The sequence below is a fragment of the Aeromonas sp. FDAARGOS 1419 genome (genome assembly GCF_019047045.1).
Lineage (GTDB): Bacteria > Pseudomonadota > Gammaproteobacteria > Enterobacterales > Aeromonadaceae > Aeromonas > Aeromonas veronii.
Map to the genome: position 1 here is coordinate 3,860,375 of NZ_CP077209.1, position 16,462 is coordinate 3,876,836.

The 16,462-nt window shown below is 58.6% G+C and carries 19 protein-coding genes; 7 read left to right on the forward strand and 12 right to left on the reverse strand.

The genetic code is table 11. The features are described from left to right. Positions 1-16: 16 nt before the first annotated feature. The gene (npr, locus tag I6L49_RS17640) at positions 17-289 is read left to right on the forward strand and encodes a PTS phosphocarrier protein NPr (RefSeq protein ID WP_005336318.1); all 273 of its coding nucleotides are present in this window, start codon (positions 17-19) and stop codon (positions 287-289) included. A gap of 17 nt (positions 290-306) precedes the next feature. Here npr and I6L49_RS17645 read toward each other — a convergent pair whose 3' ends face one another. From I6L49_RS17645 to I6L49_RS17700, 12 genes are all read right to left on the reverse strand, one after another. Continuing rightward, the gene (locus tag I6L49_RS17645) at positions 307-2,211 is read right to left on the reverse strand and encodes a transcription antiterminator (RefSeq protein ID WP_139732709.1); all 1,905 of its coding nucleotides are present in this window, start codon (positions 2,209-2,211) and stop codon (positions 307-309) included. Positions 2,212-2,317: 106 nt separating this feature from the next. Further along, on the reverse strand, positions 2,318-3,058 hold the full coding sequence (locus I6L49_RS17650; RefSeq protein WP_216950035.1) for a KDGP aldolase family protein: 741 nt from the start codon (positions 3,056-3,058) through the stop codon (positions 2,318-2,320). Beyond that, positions 3,058-4,173 (reverse strand): DgaE family pyridoxal phosphate-dependent ammonia lyase, encoded by a 1,116-nt coding sequence (locus I6L49_RS17655; RefSeq protein WP_216950036.1) that lies wholly within the window; start codon positions 4,171-4,173, stop codon positions 3,058-3,060. The genes I6L49_RS17650 and I6L49_RS17655 overlap by 1 nt, the downstream gene beginning before the upstream one ends. Further along, positions 4,157-5,296 (reverse strand): amidohydrolase/deacetylase family metallohydrolase, encoded by a 1,140-nt coding sequence (locus I6L49_RS17660; RefSeq protein ID WP_216950037.1) that lies wholly within the window; start codon positions 5,294-5,296, stop codon positions 4,157-4,159. Before I6L49_RS17660 ends, I6L49_RS17655 begins: the two co-directional genes overlap by 17 nt. Before the next feature lie 42 nt (positions 5,297-5,338). Next, positions 5,339-5,989, reverse strand: a complete 651-nt coding sequence (locus I6L49_RS17665; protein ID WP_005355144.1) for a DUF4310 family protein — start codon at positions 5,987-5,989, stop codon at positions 5,339-5,341. Between the two features lie 11 nt (positions 5,990-6,000). Beyond that, on the reverse strand, positions 6,001-6,777 hold the full coding sequence (locus I6L49_RS17670) for a DUF4311 domain-containing protein (protein ID WP_005355143.1): 777 nt from the start codon (positions 6,775-6,777) through the stop codon (positions 6,001-6,003). A gap of 39 nt (positions 6,778-6,816) precedes the next feature. After that, on the reverse strand, positions 6,817-7,113 hold the full coding sequence (locus I6L49_RS17675; RefSeq protein WP_047438725.1) for a DUF4312 family protein: 297 nt from the start codon (positions 7,111-7,113) through the stop codon (positions 6,817-6,819). Beyond that, a complete protein-coding gene (locus I6L49_RS17680; protein ID WP_005355141.1) occupies positions 7,113-7,478 on the reverse strand; it encodes an SFCGS family glycine-rich protein in 366 nt (121 codons plus the stop codon). Before I6L49_RS17680 ends, I6L49_RS17675 begins: the two co-directional genes overlap by 1 nt. A 17-nt stretch (positions 7,479-7,495) precedes the next feature. Continuing rightward, positions 7,496-7,855, reverse strand: a complete 360-nt coding sequence (locus tag I6L49_RS17685) for a transcriptional regulator (protein WP_005356647.1) — start codon at positions 7,853-7,855, stop codon at positions 7,496-7,498. Between the two features lie 314 nt (positions 7,856-8,169). Then, a complete protein-coding gene (gene degS / locus I6L49_RS17690) occupies positions 8,170-9,294 on the reverse strand; it encodes an outer membrane-stress sensor serine endopeptidase DegS (RefSeq protein ID WP_005336297.1) in 1,125 nt (374 codons plus the stop codon). Between the two features lie 110 nt (positions 9,295-9,404). After that, positions 9,405-10,766: a Do family serine endopeptidase gene (locus tag I6L49_RS17695; protein ID WP_005336295.1), complete on the reverse strand. Its 1,362-nt coding sequence runs from the start codon at positions 10,764-10,766 to the stop codon at positions 9,405-9,407. Positions 10,767-10,847: 81 nt separating this feature from the next. After that, on the reverse strand, positions 10,848-11,228 hold the full coding sequence (locus I6L49_RS17700; protein WP_005356646.1) for a YhcB family protein: 381 nt from the start codon (positions 11,226-11,228) through the stop codon (positions 10,848-10,850). Positions 11,229-11,368: 140 nt separating this feature from the next. Here I6L49_RS17700 and zapE point away from each other — a divergent pair, with 140 nt between their 5' ends. From zapE to I6L49_RS17730, 6 genes are all read left to right on the forward strand, one after another. Further along, positions 11,369-12,463, forward strand: a complete 1,095-nt coding sequence (gene zapE / locus I6L49_RS17705) for a cell division protein ZapE (protein ID WP_216950038.1) — start codon at positions 11,369-11,371, stop codon at positions 12,461-12,463. Between the two features lie 266 nt (positions 12,464-12,729). Further along, positions 12,730-13,158 carry a 50S ribosomal protein L13 gene (gene rplM, locus I6L49_RS17710; protein ID WP_005336289.1) on the forward strand — a complete coding sequence of 143 codons (429 nt, stop codon included), beginning with the start codon at positions 12,730-12,732 and terminating at the stop codon, positions 13,156-13,158. Positions 13,159-13,173: 15 nt separating this feature from the next. After that, positions 13,174-13,566 carry a 30S ribosomal protein S9 gene (gene rpsI / locus I6L49_RS17715; RefSeq protein ID WP_005336286.1) on the forward strand — a complete coding sequence of 131 codons (393 nt, stop codon included), beginning with the start codon at positions 13,174-13,176 and terminating at the stop codon, positions 13,564-13,566. Positions 13,567-13,861: 295 nt separating this feature from the next. After that, on the forward strand, positions 13,862-14,452 hold the full coding sequence (petA, locus tag I6L49_RS17720) for a ubiquinol-cytochrome c reductase iron-sulfur subunit (RefSeq protein ID WP_040068840.1): 591 nt from the start codon (positions 13,862-13,864) through the stop codon (positions 14,450-14,452). A gap of 2 nt (positions 14,453-14,454) precedes the next feature. Then, positions 14,455-15,672: a cytochrome bc complex cytochrome b subunit gene (locus tag I6L49_RS17725; protein WP_040068842.1), complete on the forward strand. Its 1,218-nt coding sequence runs from the start codon at positions 14,455-14,457 to the stop codon at positions 15,670-15,672. After that, positions 15,669-16,403, forward strand: coding sequence for a cytochrome c1 (locus I6L49_RS17730; RefSeq protein ID WP_150389841.1), 735 nt, complete (start codon positions 15,669-15,671; stop codon positions 16,401-16,403). The genes I6L49_RS17725 and I6L49_RS17730 overlap by 4 nt, the downstream gene beginning before the upstream one ends. The last annotated feature ends 59 nt before the right edge of the window (positions 16,404-16,462 follow it).

Here is a 16,462-nt window from a genome sequence, read left to right on the forward strand (position 1 = left end):
CCAATAGGACGACCCGATGACTGTTTCCGCCTCGGTCGAAGTGAAAAACAAGCTGGGTATTCATGCCAGACCTGCCATGATGCTGTTCGAGCTGGTGCAGGGTTTCGATGCCCACGTGCTACTGCGCAATGAAGATGGTGTGGAGGCCGATGCTGACAGCATCATCGGCCTGCTGATGCTGGATTCGGCGCAAGGGCGGCAGGTGGAAGTGCAGGTTGAGGGGCCCGAAGAGGTCGAGGCCCTGGCCGCCGTGGTGGAGCTGTTCACCTCCGGCTTCAATGAGGAGTAGTCACTCCTCGTTTTATGTTATGAACCGGTACGCGCCAGCGCTTTGAAGCTGGCAAAATCCCGACAAGCCAGCAGATTCCTGCTGGCTTTTTCGTTCATCAGTGCCAGAAACAGGTCGTAGAGACCCATCGCCTCCTCGTAGTCGGCCTTGCTGATGGCCAGCACGAAGATGAGCGTCGCGATTTCCCCGTTGCCCCAGTCGATCCCCTGCGGTGCCAGTACGGTGTACACCAGAGTGCGGCGCGCCAGCAGACCGAGAGAGTGGGGCAGGGCGATCCCTTCTCCCAGCATGGTGGATACGATCCGCTCCCGCTCCTGCAGTGAGGCTCTGAAGCCGCTCTCCACCAGATCTTCCGCCTCCAGCTGATCACAGATGCGGGCAAATAGTTCGGCCTGGGTAAGGGGTTCTTTGACCACCATGAAGTGGTCGGCATCGAAATATTTGTCGAGCATGTAGGGGCGGGTGCGGTCGATCAGCACCAGCTTGCCAAGCTGCTCCAGCTGGTATTGGGTCGGGAAGGGGGCAACGAGTACCACGGGGGCGTTTTTTTCGTTCACCTTGACGGTACTGATGACAAAGTCCTGCGCGATCTGCGCCAGCCCTTCGTAATCCCGCACCGACTCCAGCGTGGTCAGCTGCAACTGGGGATACTCCCGCTTGATGCGTGCTTCCAGCACCCGGAAGGTGGCGTTGCCCGCATCGCAAAGCAATAGCGCCTGCGGGCGGCGGGTATAGCCGATGTCGTAATGGCGCTCCAGCCCGACCCCGATATGGATCACCAGATAGCCGATCTCGTGGTGGGTCAATCGGTAGGGGGTCTGCTTGATCCACTCCGAAATGGCCGCCAGCGTGATGTCGTAGGCGAGGGGGTAGTACTGCTTGATGTGATCGGCCAGCGGGTTGTGGTTGCCAATCTGGTATTTAACCCGTAGCAGCATGGCGCTGATATGGGTTTGCAGGTCGGCCCGCAGCTGTTGGTCGCCTCGCAGGTCGTAAGGGTAGTGTTGATGAATGTAGGTCAGCAGATGCTCCACCAGCTGTTCGCTCTCGGCGGCCATCGCCGGGCTGAGCTGGGGAGTATCGGCAATCAGGCGCGCCTGGATCTGGATGGCGAGACCGGCGATCTCGTCCTCTACGGGGGGCGTCAGGGTTGGCAATACCGCATATATATCGCGAGATACTGCCAGCAGCGGCAGAGTCAGATCCTCGCTGGCGAAGTGGCGCAACTCGTGACCGGATGCCTGACGCAGCAGGGCAACGGCGCAGTAGATGGCGAGCTGCTGCAAGCTCTCGTCAGCGAGACGCAGCTGATGTCGGGCAAGCTGGGCATGGATGTGATTGCCCACTACCTCCATCGTCTTGCTGGGGCAAAGGTTGGGTAGCAGGGTTTGCAACTGGTTGTTGTGCAGCAACTCCTGATAGAGCAGTTGGGTCAAACAGGCCCGGATCGCCGTCTCCTCCCCCTGAATGCGCATCCCCAGGCGGGGTTTGCTCTCAACGCTGAGCCTGAAGTGGCTGAGCTGCTCGCGGACTTCCGCCATATCCCCCTGCAGTGCCGCCCGGCTCAGATACCAGGTATCAGCCAGCTCATCGAGCTTGATCCCCTGCTCTGCTGTCAATAGCAGGATCTGCAGGTGCAGCACCCGCTCCCGGCTGGTGCGTGGCAGGCCGCTATCCTGACCCTGGGCCGCCAGCAGAGCGTCGAACAGTCCCTGATTGTAGATTTTCAGCTGGTAGCCGCTGCCACGCTGGTGGATCAGGTGAGCGCCGTGCGTGGCAATCAGTTCGTTGAGGGTCGCCACATCGGTGCGCACCGTGCGGGTGGAGACATTGAGGCGGCGAGCCAGCTCCTCCTGTGGCAGTGGTTCGGCATGGAGCTGGATCAGCAGTTGATGGAGCCTGGGGTGGGGCAGCTTGATCATAGGGGGTATGCAAGACTCCTGTTGCGAGATAAAGGGTCGATGTTAACAAGTGGGTCATCAACAAGCCAGGCACCGGTCAGTGATTGAACCGGCGCCGTGACTGCCATCAGGCCAACAGTCGTTTCACTATGGCCAGCAGAGTGCGCACATCCTCGGGGCGAGTGTGCCCGCTCGCGCTGTCGATGATGGAGCTGTAGACGTGAGGGATCACCTTCTCGACTCCGGCGTCCAGCGCAATCCGCACTATCTCCTCGAAGTTCTCCAGATCGATGCCGCCGGTGGGCTCCAGCCAGAAGCCGTGGCGGGCACAAGCCTCGGCCACTGCCTGATACTCGTCGCGGCAGGCCAGCCCACCCATGGGGAAGAACTTGACCGAGCTGCCGCCCATGTCCTTGAGCAGGGCAATGGCGGTATCGATGGGCACTATGCCATCGGGCTGCCCGGCGCTGAGTGGACCGGTGGAGATCTTTACCATGCCCGGCATGCCGGTAGGGGAGATCAGCCCGTTGACCAGTGTCTCTGACTGGCCGAGCAGCGCCCGGCTGGCGCCGACACCGGTGAACACCTGGTTGACGTGCTGTGGCTGCAGCTGGCAGGCCAGCTCGGCCACCATGGCGGATTGGCGCGGATCCCCGGCGCCCAGTCCGATGGAGAGGGCGTTGTCGATAAGCTTGGCGTACTCCTTCATATCGGCAACTGCGGAGGGAATATCCGGGTAGTTTTTGGAGAGCACACCGACCAGCACGTGGCCTTCGGCTGCGTCGTACACCTCGATGGCATTCTCTTTGGAACCTGCCAGCACGTTGAGACAGACCCGATCACGGTAGTAGTTGGGGGTAAGGGACATCAGCGATTCTCCTGAACGAGGTTGGCAATGGCAGAGTGGATTTGGTCGAGTTGGGGCACGGTGACGCTGCGCACATCGATCTCGATGTGCCCCTCGTTGGCCTTGTAGCCGCGGCAGTAGATGGCAGGCGTGCCCTGTTGCAGACGGGTGACGACCTGCACTGTGGTCATGCCGATCTGTTGGTGGTCAAAGGCGATATCGGTGCGGGCGATGTCACGCCCTGCGCTGTCCCACACCACTTTGGCGGTGACTCCGGGCAGCTGGTTGAGACGCTCGATGAAGGGGCTCATCTTGGCGACCATGGCGGTGCCACTCTCTTTCTCTTTGGCCAGATAGCGTTCAATGGCGTGGGTCAGACCGAGGATCCCCTCTTTGCCTACCTTCATGGCGCGGCCGATGCCGTTGGCTTGCTGCTTGACCCATTCCACATACTGACGCTTGCCAACTACCAGCCCGCTGGTGGGGCCTTCAATGGCCTTGGCGCCGCTGTAGATGACCAGATCCGCTCCCTGGTTGTAGTAGAGGCGCAGATCCTCCTCGGCCGCCGCATCGACGATGAGCGGGAGCCCATGGGCCTTGGCGACCTCGGCTGCCTCGGCCACCGACAGAATGCTCTTCTGCACGCAGTGGTGGGATTTGATGTAGAGGATGGCTGCTGTGTTGGCATTGATGGCGGCGGCCAGCTGGGCCGGGGAACACTCGTTGGCGTAACCGGCCTCTATAACTTTGCCACTACCCAGATTGACCATGGTGCCGACCGGGGCGCCGAAGTTGACGTTGTGTCCCTTGGGCAGCACGATTTCGCTTGGCACGTCATGGGGGTGGGCATGCAGGTGCTCGAGGCGGTAGGGGTCGCCGCGCACTATCACGGCGGCCACTGACTGGGCGATGCCGGCGCTGGCACAAGAAATGACCACTGCATCTTCCACTCCCAGCAGGCCAGCCAGGTAGGCGCCGGTCTTGTTGACCAGATCCTTGACCTCGAAGTAGTGGCCCAGGCCGAAATTGACCGCATCGACCACCTCCTGCTCGGGGGTGGAGACGCCGAGAATGGTCATGCGTCCGGAGGCGTTGATCACCGGTTTGAGCTGATATTTCTCATAAACAGAAGGCATGGTGTGATTTCCCATAGTGAGTCAGAACCAGTTCGCCACCGACCAGGACGGCGAGAGGGTGCAGTTGTTGGTCACCGCAGCGAGACTGGGCTTCGGTATCCATAAACAGGGTCGGGCCGCTGACGACCTCGAACAGGGTCAGATCGGCATCGGCGCCCACCTCAAGCCGCCCCTTGCCGGAAAGGCGCAGGGCATCGGCGGCCTGATGGGTGACGCAGGCGAGCACCTGCTCCAGCGTCATGCCGATGGCGAGAAACTTCGACATCACGTGGGCCAGACTGTAGACCGGCCCCTTGATGCGGTTCTTGCAGTAGATGTCGGAGCTGATGGTGCGGGGCAGGATCCCCTGCCGGATAGCCAGCTCCGCCACCTCGAAGCTGAAGCTGGCGCCGCCGTGGCCGATGTCGAGCAACAGGCCCCGCTGCATCGCCTCGCGCACCGCGACCCGCAGCTCGCCAGCCGGAGTCAGGATGCGGTTGGGTTTGCCGTTGAAGCAGTGGGTCAGCAGATCGCCATCCCCCAGCAGAGCGACTATCTCGTCCAGATCCGGCGGCGTGTTACCCACGTGCACCATCAGCGGCAGCTGGCCGTGGGCCTGTTGCAGCGCCTTGGCCATGCGCAGCGGTTGCAGGCCATTCTCACCTACCACGCTGCCGCTCATCCGCGCCTTGATGCCAACGATAAAGTCGGGGTGGCGGCGAATGGCTGCCGAGGCGAGATCCATATCGAGGTCCCGGCTATCCGCCAGCTCGTTCTGGCGTAGCAGACCGATGCGGGAGATGTTGAGCAGGGCATGCACCCGGGTCTTGCAGCCAGCAGCGATCTGCTGGAAGTCATCCACATCATCGGCTCCGGTGCTGCCGGCGTCGATGACGGTGGTGACGCCGGACTCTACGCCCACCTTGTCCGGCTCATCGTGATAGATGGGGGAGGCGGGGTAGCAGTGGGTGTGGCCATCGATCCAGCCGGCGCTCACATGCACCCGGCCGCCGAGATCCAGGATCTGCCGCGCCGTTGCCATCTCCGGCAGGGAGCCGATGGCGGCGATTTTGCCCTCCTTGATGGCAATATCGACGAGCTGGCCATCTCCCTGGCGCCCCGCTTTGATGATGATGTCGTACATGCTGAGAACCTCTGGCGAGCCGCCCCGCAGGGCGGCTGGTACTTACACAAGGGCGACCGGGAAGAAGGTACCCAGCAGCATGGCTCCCAGGATGGCACCGCCGGTGATGGGCTTGCCCCACACGTAGAACAGCAGGGCACCCAGCAGGGAACCGATACCGATGGGGATGGAAGCGCCCATGGCGGAGAGGATGATGAGGGGGCCGAGGAAGCGGCCAGAGCTGTTGCCAGCACCCATCATGACGTCTGCGCCGTAGGTGGAGTTGCTCTGGTTGATGGTGAACTTGCGCGCCAGAATGATGACGTAGCCGATGGCCAGACCAATCCCCATGCCAGTTGCCAACGAGGCGCCGAAGTTCTCCACCGGATAGACGATGCCAGCCCCCAGCAGCAGGGCTGGCACTCCGAGGCCGACCCCGGTCTGGATGGCGCCGCCGATATCCAGGATCCCCACCAGGGATCCCTCGATGATGCGGGCGAACAGGAAGCTGGCACCGAACGCGGCTACCGCGCCGTAGGCTCCCGTGTCCATTCCGGCTTTCAGCATGGCGACGAAGGCTACCTCGTTGAAGGCACCGACCCCGTACAGATAGAACATGTGGGTACCGGCAAAGACCCCGGCCGAGAGCAGGCCGACGAAGATGGGGAAGGACCAGTCGGCGTACCAGAAGTTGTTTTTCAGTTTCTCATCCATGGTGTGACCCCTTATTTGCCGCTCAGCAGGTTATGGACACTTTCCAGCCACAGGGGGACGCCCATATGGAAGGATTCAATCAGTTTCATGTCGAAGCCGCGGAAGAAGCCGCTCAGCACGAACAGCAGGACGATGGCTGCCATCATCACCTTGGTGACATGGTTCCAACCGCTCTCTTCCACACCCTTGCCGATCAAGATGCCGAGCACCAGGCCCGGTACCGCGTTGCCCATGATGAGCTGTGCCAGACCGCCGAAGATGGTGGCCCAGAAACCGGATTTCTTGCCCGCCTCGATGGCAGCGAGCCAGAAGATCACCGGCATGACGGTGTTGACCAGCAGGTTGGCGGCCGGTACCAGCACCTTGACCGCAGTGACCTGCAATGCAGCAGGGACGGCTGCGGCCGTGCTGTTGAGGAAGGCAACCACGATGGCACCTATGATGCCGCCGGCGATGGCCATCTTTTTCGGGTCGTGCAGGGTGGTGGCGAGATCCCGGTTCTTGAACAGCAGTGCCGCCGTGGCCCAGTGCGGGATGATGCGGTGATCCACATCCTGGGTGAAGGCGCCTGCCGCCACGGTCGAGGCCCAGGCGTTGAAGAAGAAGCCCAGACCAAACGAGAAGTGGGAAGCGGGATCCCCTTCGCAGGAGTTAAGTTCGCCCAGGGTGCGGAAGGCACCCATGCCCTGTACGGTCGGGGCGTGGAACATCCGCGCCGCGCCGGCCCCCACCCCGACGCCAACCAGGCCGCCAATGATGAGTGACTTGATAAAAATGATTAGAAACATCCAACGTATCCTTCTTGTGGGGTTGTGCCTGCGCAGGCATCACACCTGGGTGAACGTCACCTTGGCGACATCCAGACTGGTGACCTGAACCTTGATCTCCAGCTGGACGCGGTATTCGCGGCGCTGGCGCGGCAGGAAGAAGAACAGGAACTTCTCCACCCGTACCGACTCCTCGGCTTTGAGCACCTGTACATCGACCGGCTCAATGCGCAGCAGTACCTGCTGGTTGTTTTTGAGCAGTGTGGGTTGCACCTGGCTGAGGGCGGAGGCAAACGCCTGCTGGCGGGTCGTCCCCTTGCCGTTGACGATGACCTGGGTGGTGAAGTTCTCTTTCATCAGGCGCGTCCGTGCTTTTTGGCGAAGGCTTCGACCAGCTTCTGGCCCAGCTCTTCCTTGTCCATGAAACCGAAGCCCAGCACCACGCACCCTTCGTTGATGGCGGTGACGCCCTCTTCAACAGAGCGCATGCCGTAGCGGCACTTGTAGCCGTATTTGGTCTGGGCGGTGATCGCCCCGGCGCCGCCGCTGCCGCAGAAGGAGATGCCGAGATCCGCCTGCTCCTTGTTCATCACGTCGCCGAGCTTCATGTCAGCGGCCATGCCGGGGATGATGGTCACGTTGGCCCCGGCGGCTTCCGCACCTGCACCCACTTTCTGACCCTTGCCGAGACGGTCTCCAATCACAAGTTTGATGGCTGTCATATCGATTTCTCCTTGAGTTAGTGGTTCTGCACCGAGCTGAGTTCGTTTTCTTTGGCGACTTCAAAATGGACGGACAAGAGGTGTGCCTCCTCATAAGCAAGCTGGTCCAGCCAGCTGACGACCTGTTCGGCGAGACGCAGTGAGAGGGGGGAGATCTCTTCAAACAGGCTGAGGTCAACCTCTGGCAGGGGCTCGCCGCTGTGGGAGCGCCACACCATGGCTTTGACATGGGAGGCCAGCATCTGCTGTTGCACCTCGTTGGGGATGATGCCCTGTTCGGCCAGCAGGGGATAAATGCGCGCGAGGATATGATCGGTCTGGCGCAGCAACTCCGGGCTGTTCGGGGTCAGGGTCTGGTCGTGAATCTCTGTTTGCAATGTCTGCTCTCCAAGGCTGGCAGAAGGTATGGCGTTACCCTAAGCCTGCGCGTTGATGTGGAGGAGGCAGTGTTTTTCCGATTCGAAGCGGAAATCCCTGAGGAAATGGCCCCAAAGTGAGCGTTTGGATACTGAAAAGACAAAAAGAGTGCTTATTGGGACCGGTTTTGTGTGATCGGTAGCGCACAAATCGGGGGGCGGGAGCAGGGCAAGCGTTGCGGGAAACTGTGAGTCATCTCACGATAAGAGACGTAGCCGAGGGGACAGATATGGAAAAGGGCGGTTTCCCGCCCTTCTCATAACAAGGAGTGACGCTAGCTGGCCGATGCTGCGCTCGAGCTGGCCGTTCTCTGCTGATAGCGCAGGTCTTCCTCTATGGTGACCACCACTTCCAGCGGCTTGCCGGAGCGGAATACCGAGATGGTCAGCTTGGTGCCGGGACGGCTCTCGACAATCTTGTCCATGGCGCTGCGTACGCCACTGATGGCCTCTCCGTTGATCTTGAGCAGCACATCCCCTCGCTGCAGGCCGCCTTTGGCCGCCGGGCCGTTGGGATCCAGACTTTCCACCACCAGACCACGCAGGTCGCCGAGGTTCATCATCCGCGCGACTATGGGGTTGATCTCGACACTGGAGATCCCGAGGTAGCCGCGGATCACCCGGCCGTTGGCGATCAGCTCATCCATGATCCGTTTTGCCAGCCGGTAGGGGATGGCGAAGCTGATGCCGTAGCTCTCCTGATTGCCGTTGAGGTGATAGGTGGCAGTGTTGATACCCACCAGATCGCCACGGCCGTTGACCAGCGCGCCACCCGAGTTGCCCTCGTTGATGGCGGCATCGGTCTGCAGCAGATCCTGGCGGCCATTGCTGTCGGGCCCCATGCTGGAGAGGCCGGTACGGCCGGTCGCACTGATGATGCCCTGAGTGATGGTCTGGCCGACGTTGTAGGGGTTGCCGATGGCGAGCACCACATCCCCCACTTCTGGCAGTCGCTCCGGATCCTGCGGGATCACCGGCAGGTTGTCTGACTCGATATAGAGCACGGCGAGGTCGGTGAGCTGATCGGTTCCGACAAGCTCGGCACTGAAGACCCGACCATCCTGCAATGCGACGATGATCTGGTCGGCATCGGCGATGACGTGGTAGTTGGTCAGTACATAGCCGCGCTGATTCATGATGACGCCAGAACCCAGCCCTTGTGGGCGCAGTTCCCCCTGATTGCCCTGATTGGGGGCAAAGCTGCGGGTGTAGATGTTGACGACGGCGGGGCCTGCCCGATGGGCGGCATAGGAGAAACTCAGTTCACGGGCATTGGTGATGATGCCGGGCAGTTGGGCACCACCGCGAAAATGGGGAAACAGCAGCAACAGCAGCGCCGCGACGGTCAATCCAAAACCGACAGACTTGCCCAAGTAACTGACTAAAGGGGGGATTTTCATGTCATTCTCATCCGTACAGGCTGCGCGCAGAGAATAACACTATCGATGGATAAAAATCACCCGCGGTGAAGGCCGCGGGTGATGGAGGGGGGGGGCGAACAACCCGGGTGTTAGCGGATTACCAGATAGAGCGAGGAGTCGCCACGCTGGATGTTGAGCGCCAGCACGTCAGGCTTGTTCTTGAGCGCCTTGGTCAGCTCGCCCAGGGTGTTGATGCGCAGGCGGTTGACCCCGATGATGATGTCACCCTTCTGCAGGCCGGAAGCGGCTGCCGGAGAGCGAGGATCAATATCGGCCACCGCAACACCGGAGACCGGGTCGGTAGTGGTGCTCAGCTTGGCCCCTTCCAGTGCCGGATGTAGCGCGCTGGCGCGTACTTCGCTGTCATCGGCCTGTTTCAGGGTCACCTTGGCAGTTTGTGATTTGCCATCGCGGATCAGTCCCAGCTCGACCTGCTTGCCAGCGCCCATGGTGGCAATCTTGGCGCGCAGTTCGCCGAAGGATCGAACCGGTTTGCCATCGATGCTGACGATGATATCGCCAGCCTTGATGCCCGCCTTGTCGGCCGCCGAATCAGGCATGACCTGATTGACGAAGGCACCATCCTTCTTGTTGTAACCGAAGGTTTTGGCGATGTCAGAGGTGAGCTCGGTGCCGGTAATACCCAGCTGGCCGCGACGAACTTCACCGTACTTGACGATCTGCTCGGTCAGATCCCGCACCATGTTGGAGGGGATGGCAAAGCCGATGCCGATGTTGCCGCCGTTCGGGCCCAGAATCGCGGTGTTGATACCGATCAGCTCGCCACGCAGGTTGAGCAGGGCGCCGCCGGAGTTACCGGAGTTGATGGCCGCATCGGTCTGGATGAAGTTCTCCAGATTCTCGATGTTGAGGCCGCTGCGACCCAGCGCACTGACAATACCGGAGGTGACGGTCTGGCCCAGACCAAACGGGTTGCCGATGGCCAGCGCATAGTCACCTACCCGCAGCTCGTCGGAGTCGGCGAACTTGATCTGTACCAGGTCCTCGGCCTTGATTTGCAGCAGGGCGATGTCGGACTGCTTGTCTTCACCAATCTTCTTGGCCGCATATTCACGACCATCCTTCAGGTTGACCTTGATCTCGTCCGCCTCGTGAACCACGTGGGCGTTGGTGATCACGTAACCCTTCTTGGCATCGACGATGACACCGGAGCCGAGCGCCTGGAATGGCTGCTCGCTCACCTGTTCATCGGGCATGTTGGGGCCGAAGAAGAACTTGAACTGTTCCGGCAGACGCTGACGGGTAATTTTTTTGCCAGAAACCGAGATATTGACCACCGCCGGGGTGACCTGTTCGAGAACAGGCGCCAGGCTTGGCATCTCCTGATTTGAACCTAACAGGGAAGGCAGTGCAGCCTGAGCAGGGGCCGCAGACATGGCGATACCGACACTGAGGGCTAGCACACTGAGCATGGAAAGAGGTTTACGCATATGAAAAACAGCTCCCAGAAAAAGTTGCATTGCAATCGTCAAGGTCAGACCACGGGACTGGCCAATTAGTTCCGCGAGGAACTAGTTTGGTTGCTTGAGCAGTCCGGAAGAGGCGCCAGCATAGTCGCGAGGCGGAACGCCCGGCTCTTCTGCCACATTGGCAGGGGCTTCTTCTACCAATGATTCGCGGAACAGCGGTTCCTGCGCCTTGGCCAGGAATTTGCTCTGCTCGGCCATGTGGCGATAGAGGGTCTGATACTGCTCGGCCAGTTGCTCCATCAGGGCGGCACTGTCGGCGAAGTGGGTGTTGATCTGGCCCTGATAACTCTCGAGCTCCTTGTGGGCCTTCTTCAGTTCCTGTTCCAGACGGCCAGCATCGCGGCTACGCACCGAAAAACGGCCGAGAACGATACCGATAATCAAGGCCGCGACAGCCAGCAGGATCCCAGTTAACAGACTCATAGATGCTCCTTGTTACAGCTAAAACAGAGTGGGTTTATGCGGTCGTCATAACCGCCATGCCTTGATGGCACTATACCGTGCGTCCTGAGGCCGTGATACCATTTTGTCCTCGATTCAGGGACTTGGAGAGGCGCTCAAGGATGACACCGCAGCAAAAATACCAGCAGGATCTGCTGCGCCCCGGCTTTGTGGCCGACCCCGCGCAGGGGATGGCCATTAGCAGGCTGGAGCGACTGTATCAGGATTTGCTACGGCGCCCGACTCCGACCAGATCTCGAGGGCTGCTGGGTTGGCTGCAAAAGCCCAAGCCGCCGGAGCCCGTCCTCGGTATCTATATGTGGGGCGGAGTGGGCCGAGGCAAGACCTGGCTGATGGATACTTTTTTCGACAGCTTGCCTGGGATGCGCAAGATGCGCAGCCATTTCCACCGTTTCATGCACCGCATTCACGATGAACTGCAGGGGCTGAGCGGGCAGTCCGATCCCCTCAAGCTGGTGGCTAGCAAGCTTGCCAGTGAGACAGACATCATCTGTTTCGACGAATTTTTTGTCTCCGACATCACCGATGCCATGTTGCTGGGCACGCTGTTTCAGGAGCTGTTTGGTCACGGTGTCGTGCTGGTCGCCACTTCAAATATTCCGCCGCATGATCTTTATCGCAACGGGCTGCAGCGAGCCCGTTTTCTGCCAGCTATCGAGCTTATCGAGCGCCATTGCGAGGTACTTAACGTGGATGGAGGTATCGACTATCGCCTGCGTACACTGGAACAAGCGGAGATTTATCACTGCCCGCTGGATTTGCAGGCAAAAGCCAATCTTGAACACTATTTTCAGCAATTAACCGGTGGGCACACGGCTTGCGAGGGGACGTTCGAGGTCAATCATCGTCAGCTGGCGTCGCTCGGGATGGGGGAAGGGGTGCTCTACATGGAATTTGAGCAACTTTGCTGTACTCCCCGCTCCCAGAACGACTATATCGAGCTGGCCAGGCTGTTCCATACCGTTCTGCTGGCCAATGTGCAACCAATGGGCACAGGCACGGATGACGCGGCTCGCCGCTTCATTGCCATGGTTGATGAGTTCTACGAACGGCACGTCAAACTCATCATGTCGGCGGCGGTTCCCATGACAGAACTCTACGGCGAAGGGCTGCTGAATTTTGAATTCAAACGCTGTCTTTCGCGGCTTCAGGAAATGCAATCGCACGAATACCTTGCCAGAGTGCACCTTCCTTAGTCACAATACCGCGCCTGCCAGTCGGATGGGCATCTGCGGCAGGTAGGGCCGGGCGACATTTGCTGGTTTCATGGCAGTGAAATTAGCAGGTGATATTTAAGGCAACTTCACTTATAATCGCTCGGCCCACGTTACAGCTGTCGATAAGACAGCAACACTTTAAGCTTTACTTGTATTCGAAGGGGTACAGGTAGGCCATCGTTTGTTGTTTGTGGGAGAGCCCCCATAAGCAATTGGGTCTGTAACAGGTAATTGGGTTTAACTTAATGAAAACTTTCGTTGCCAAGCCAGAAACCGTAAAACGTGACTGGTACATTGTGGACGCAGAAGGTAAAACTCTGGGTCGTATCGCAACCGAGATCGCTGCTCGTCTGCGTGGTAAGCACAAAGCTGAGTACACTCCGCACGTTGACACCGGTGATTACATCATCGTTGTAAACGCTGAGAAGGTACACGTAACCGGTAAGAAATTTACCGACAAAATGTACCACGCTCACTCCGGTTTCCCGGGTGGTATCAAGTCAATCAGCTTCGACAAGCTGATTCAGCGTAAACCGGAAATGGTAATCGAAGCAGCCGTCAAAGGCATGCTGCCGAAAGGTCCTCTGGGCCGTGCCATGTTCCGTAAACTGAAAGTTTACGCAGGCGCCGAGCATGCTCATGCTGCTCAGCAACCTCAAGTACTGGATATCTAATCGGGAACTGGCAACATGGCAGAAAATCAATACTACGGTACCGGCCGTCGCAAAAGCTCCACTGCTCGCGTATTTATCAAAGCGGGTAGCGGCAAGATCGTAATCAACCAGCGCTCCCTGGAGCAGTACTTCGGCCGTCCGACTGCCCGCATGGTAGTTCGTCAGCCGCTGGAACTGGTTGAGATGACCGAGAAACTGGACCTGTACATCACCGTTAACGGTGGTGGCATCTCCGGTCAAGCTGGTGCGATCCGCCACGGTATCACTCGTGCTCTGATGCAGTACGACGAAACCCTGCGTTCCGAACTGCGTAAAGCTGGCTTTGTTACTCGTGATGCCCGTAAGGTTGAGCGTAAGAAAGTTGGTCTGCACAAAGCTCGTAAGCGTCCGCAGTACTCCAAGCGTTAATTCGCTTTTGGTACTCGCTCTTTCGAGTGTCAAAAAAGCCTGGCAACTGCCAGGCTTTTTTTATTGGTAATATTACCGACATCAATGCTAACCACGCGTCACAAAAGACAAAAAATTGTTTCTTTATTGTTTTCATTGCTCACCGCTCTTTCTTGTCAAGTTGTTATCTTTTCTTTAAAATTTCCCCTGTTTTCTGTGGCAATTGTAAATCCAGCTTCCGCCGCTGTTGTCACGGGAAAAATGGGGAACAGGGACACTATAAGAATGTGCGGAGTCCACATGGGAGAGTTTTTGGATGAGCAATGCGCCAGTTGATACCGGTCGCCGCAGATTTCTTACCTGGTCAACGGTTGCCGTTGGTGGGGTAGGAGCTGCGTTTACCGCAGTGCCGTTTATAAAGTCATGGAATCCGAGCGCCAAGGCCAAAGCAGCCGGTGCGCCGGTTGAAGTCGATATCAGCAAGTTGGAACCGGGTCAGCTCATCCGTGTCGAGTGGCGAGGCAAGCCTGTCTGGGTGGTGAAACGCACCAAACAGACGCTGGATGCCCTGGCCGCGCATGATGACAAGCTGCGGGATCCCTCATCTGAAGAGCCGCAGCAGCCTGACTATGCCCATAACGGGTACAGATCGATCAAGCCCGAAATTTTTGTCGCGGTCGGTATTTGCACCCACTTGGGGTGTTCACCTTCCTATCTGCCTGACAGCTTTGGCGAGCAGGTGCAGGGCGTTACGTCCGGCTTCTTCTGCCCGTGCCATGGCTCCAAGTTCGACATGGCCGGCCGTGTGTTCCAGGGGGTGCCTGCACCGCTGAACCTGGTCATTCCGCCCTATCAATTCATTAATGACACCACCATCCTGGTCGGTGCCGATGGCAAGGAGGCCTGACCATGTTGAGTAAACTGATGGGCTGGATCGATTATCGATTCCCGCTCACGGCCATGTACAACGACCACATGGCCAAGTATCCGGCACCGAAGAACCTGAACTTCTGGTACTTCTTCGGCTCGCTGGCCATGCTGGTGCTGGTTAACCAGATCATCACCGGTATCTGGTTGACCATGAACTACAACCCCTCTGCGGAAGGTGCGTTTGCCTCCGTGGAGTACATCATGCGCGATGTGGAGTACGGCTGGCTGCTGCGTTACATGCACTCAACCGGTGCGTCTGCATTCTTCATCGTGGTCTACATGCACATGTTCCGCGGCATGATCTATGGCTCTTATCAGAAGCCTCGTGAACTGTTGTGGATCTTCGGCATGCTGATCTTCCTGGTGCTGATGGCAGAGGCCTTTATGGGCTACTTGCTGCCCTGGGGCCAGATGTCATTCTGGGGTGCCCAGGTCATCATCTCGCTGTTTGGCGCCATTCCGGTCATCGGTGACGATTTGACCCTGTGGATCCGCGGTGACTACGTCATCTCCGGTGCGACCCTTAATCGCTTCTTCGCGCTGCACGTCATCGCGTTGCCGCTGGTGCTGGTGATGCTGGTTGCCATGCACATTCTGGCGCTGCACGAAGTGGGCTCCAACAACCCGGACGGTATCGACATCAAGAAGCACAAGGACGAAAACGGCTGGCCGCTGGATGCGGTGGCGTTCCACCCTTACTTCACCGTCAAGGACATGATCGGTGTGGCGGGCTTCCTGTTCTTCTTCTGCGCCATCATCTTCTTCAAGCCGGATATGTGGGGTTACTTCCTCGAGAAGCCGAACTTTGAAGTGGCCAACGGCCTGAAGACTCCTGCTCACATCGCGCCAGTGTGGTACTTCACCCCCTTCTACGCGATTCTGCGTGCGGTACCTGACAAGCTGCTTGGCGTCATCATGATGGGCCTCTCCATCGTGGTACTGTTCCTGCTGCCGTGGCTGGATCGCTGCAAGGTGCGTTCTGTTCGCTATCGCAGCAAGCTGCACAAGCTGAACATTGCCCAGTTCGTGGTCTGCTTTATCATCCTGGGGGTGCTGGGTGTACTGCCGTCGACGCCGACCCTGACGCTGGTTGCCCAGATTTGTACCTTGGGTTATTTCGGTTTCTTCGTGCTGTTGTTCTTCTACAGCAAAAACGAACGCACCAAGCCGCTGCCGGAGAGGGTTACATTTAAATGAAAAAAATAATATTTGCAGTGCTGACCCTGCTGCCATCTTTGGTATTTGCAAGTGGCGGAGCTGTTCATCTGGACAAAGCCAATTACGATCTGAGTGACAAGGCATCGCTGCAACGTGGCGCGGCCACCTTCATGAACTATTGCGCCGGATGCCACTCTACCCAGTATCAGCGTTATAACCGGGTCGCAGAAGATCTCGGGATCCCCGAAGATTTGATGAAAGAGAACCTGATTTTCACCGGCGCAAAGGTCGGTGACCTGATGAAGAGCGCCATGTCAGAGAAGGATGCCGCCAAGTGGTTTGGTGCGCCGCCCCCTGATCTGACTCTGGTTGCCCGGGTGCGCGGTGCAGACTGGATCTACACCTATCTGCGTTCTTTCTACGTGGATGAGACCCGTCCGTTCGGGGTGAACAACGCCGTGTTCCCGTCCGTGGGCATGCCCCATGTGCTGGAGCCGTTGCAGGGAACCCCCCGTGCCGAGTTCGCTACTCACACGGTCGACGGAGTGGAAACCCAGCAGGTTGTCAGCATCAAATCTGACGGTAATGGTGAAATGGATGACGAAGAGTATGATCAGACGGTACTGGATCTGGTAAACTTCTTGGTCTACTCGGCTGAACCGGTACAACAGGAGCGTGAACGCATGGGCTTCTGGGTGCTTGGTTTCATCGTGATCTTCTTCATCTTCACTGTGCTGTTGAAGAAGGAATTCTGGCGCGACGTTCACTAAGCGACCAGATACGGGTAATATAATGCACGGCAATGAAGACCAAGATGCTTCATTGCCGT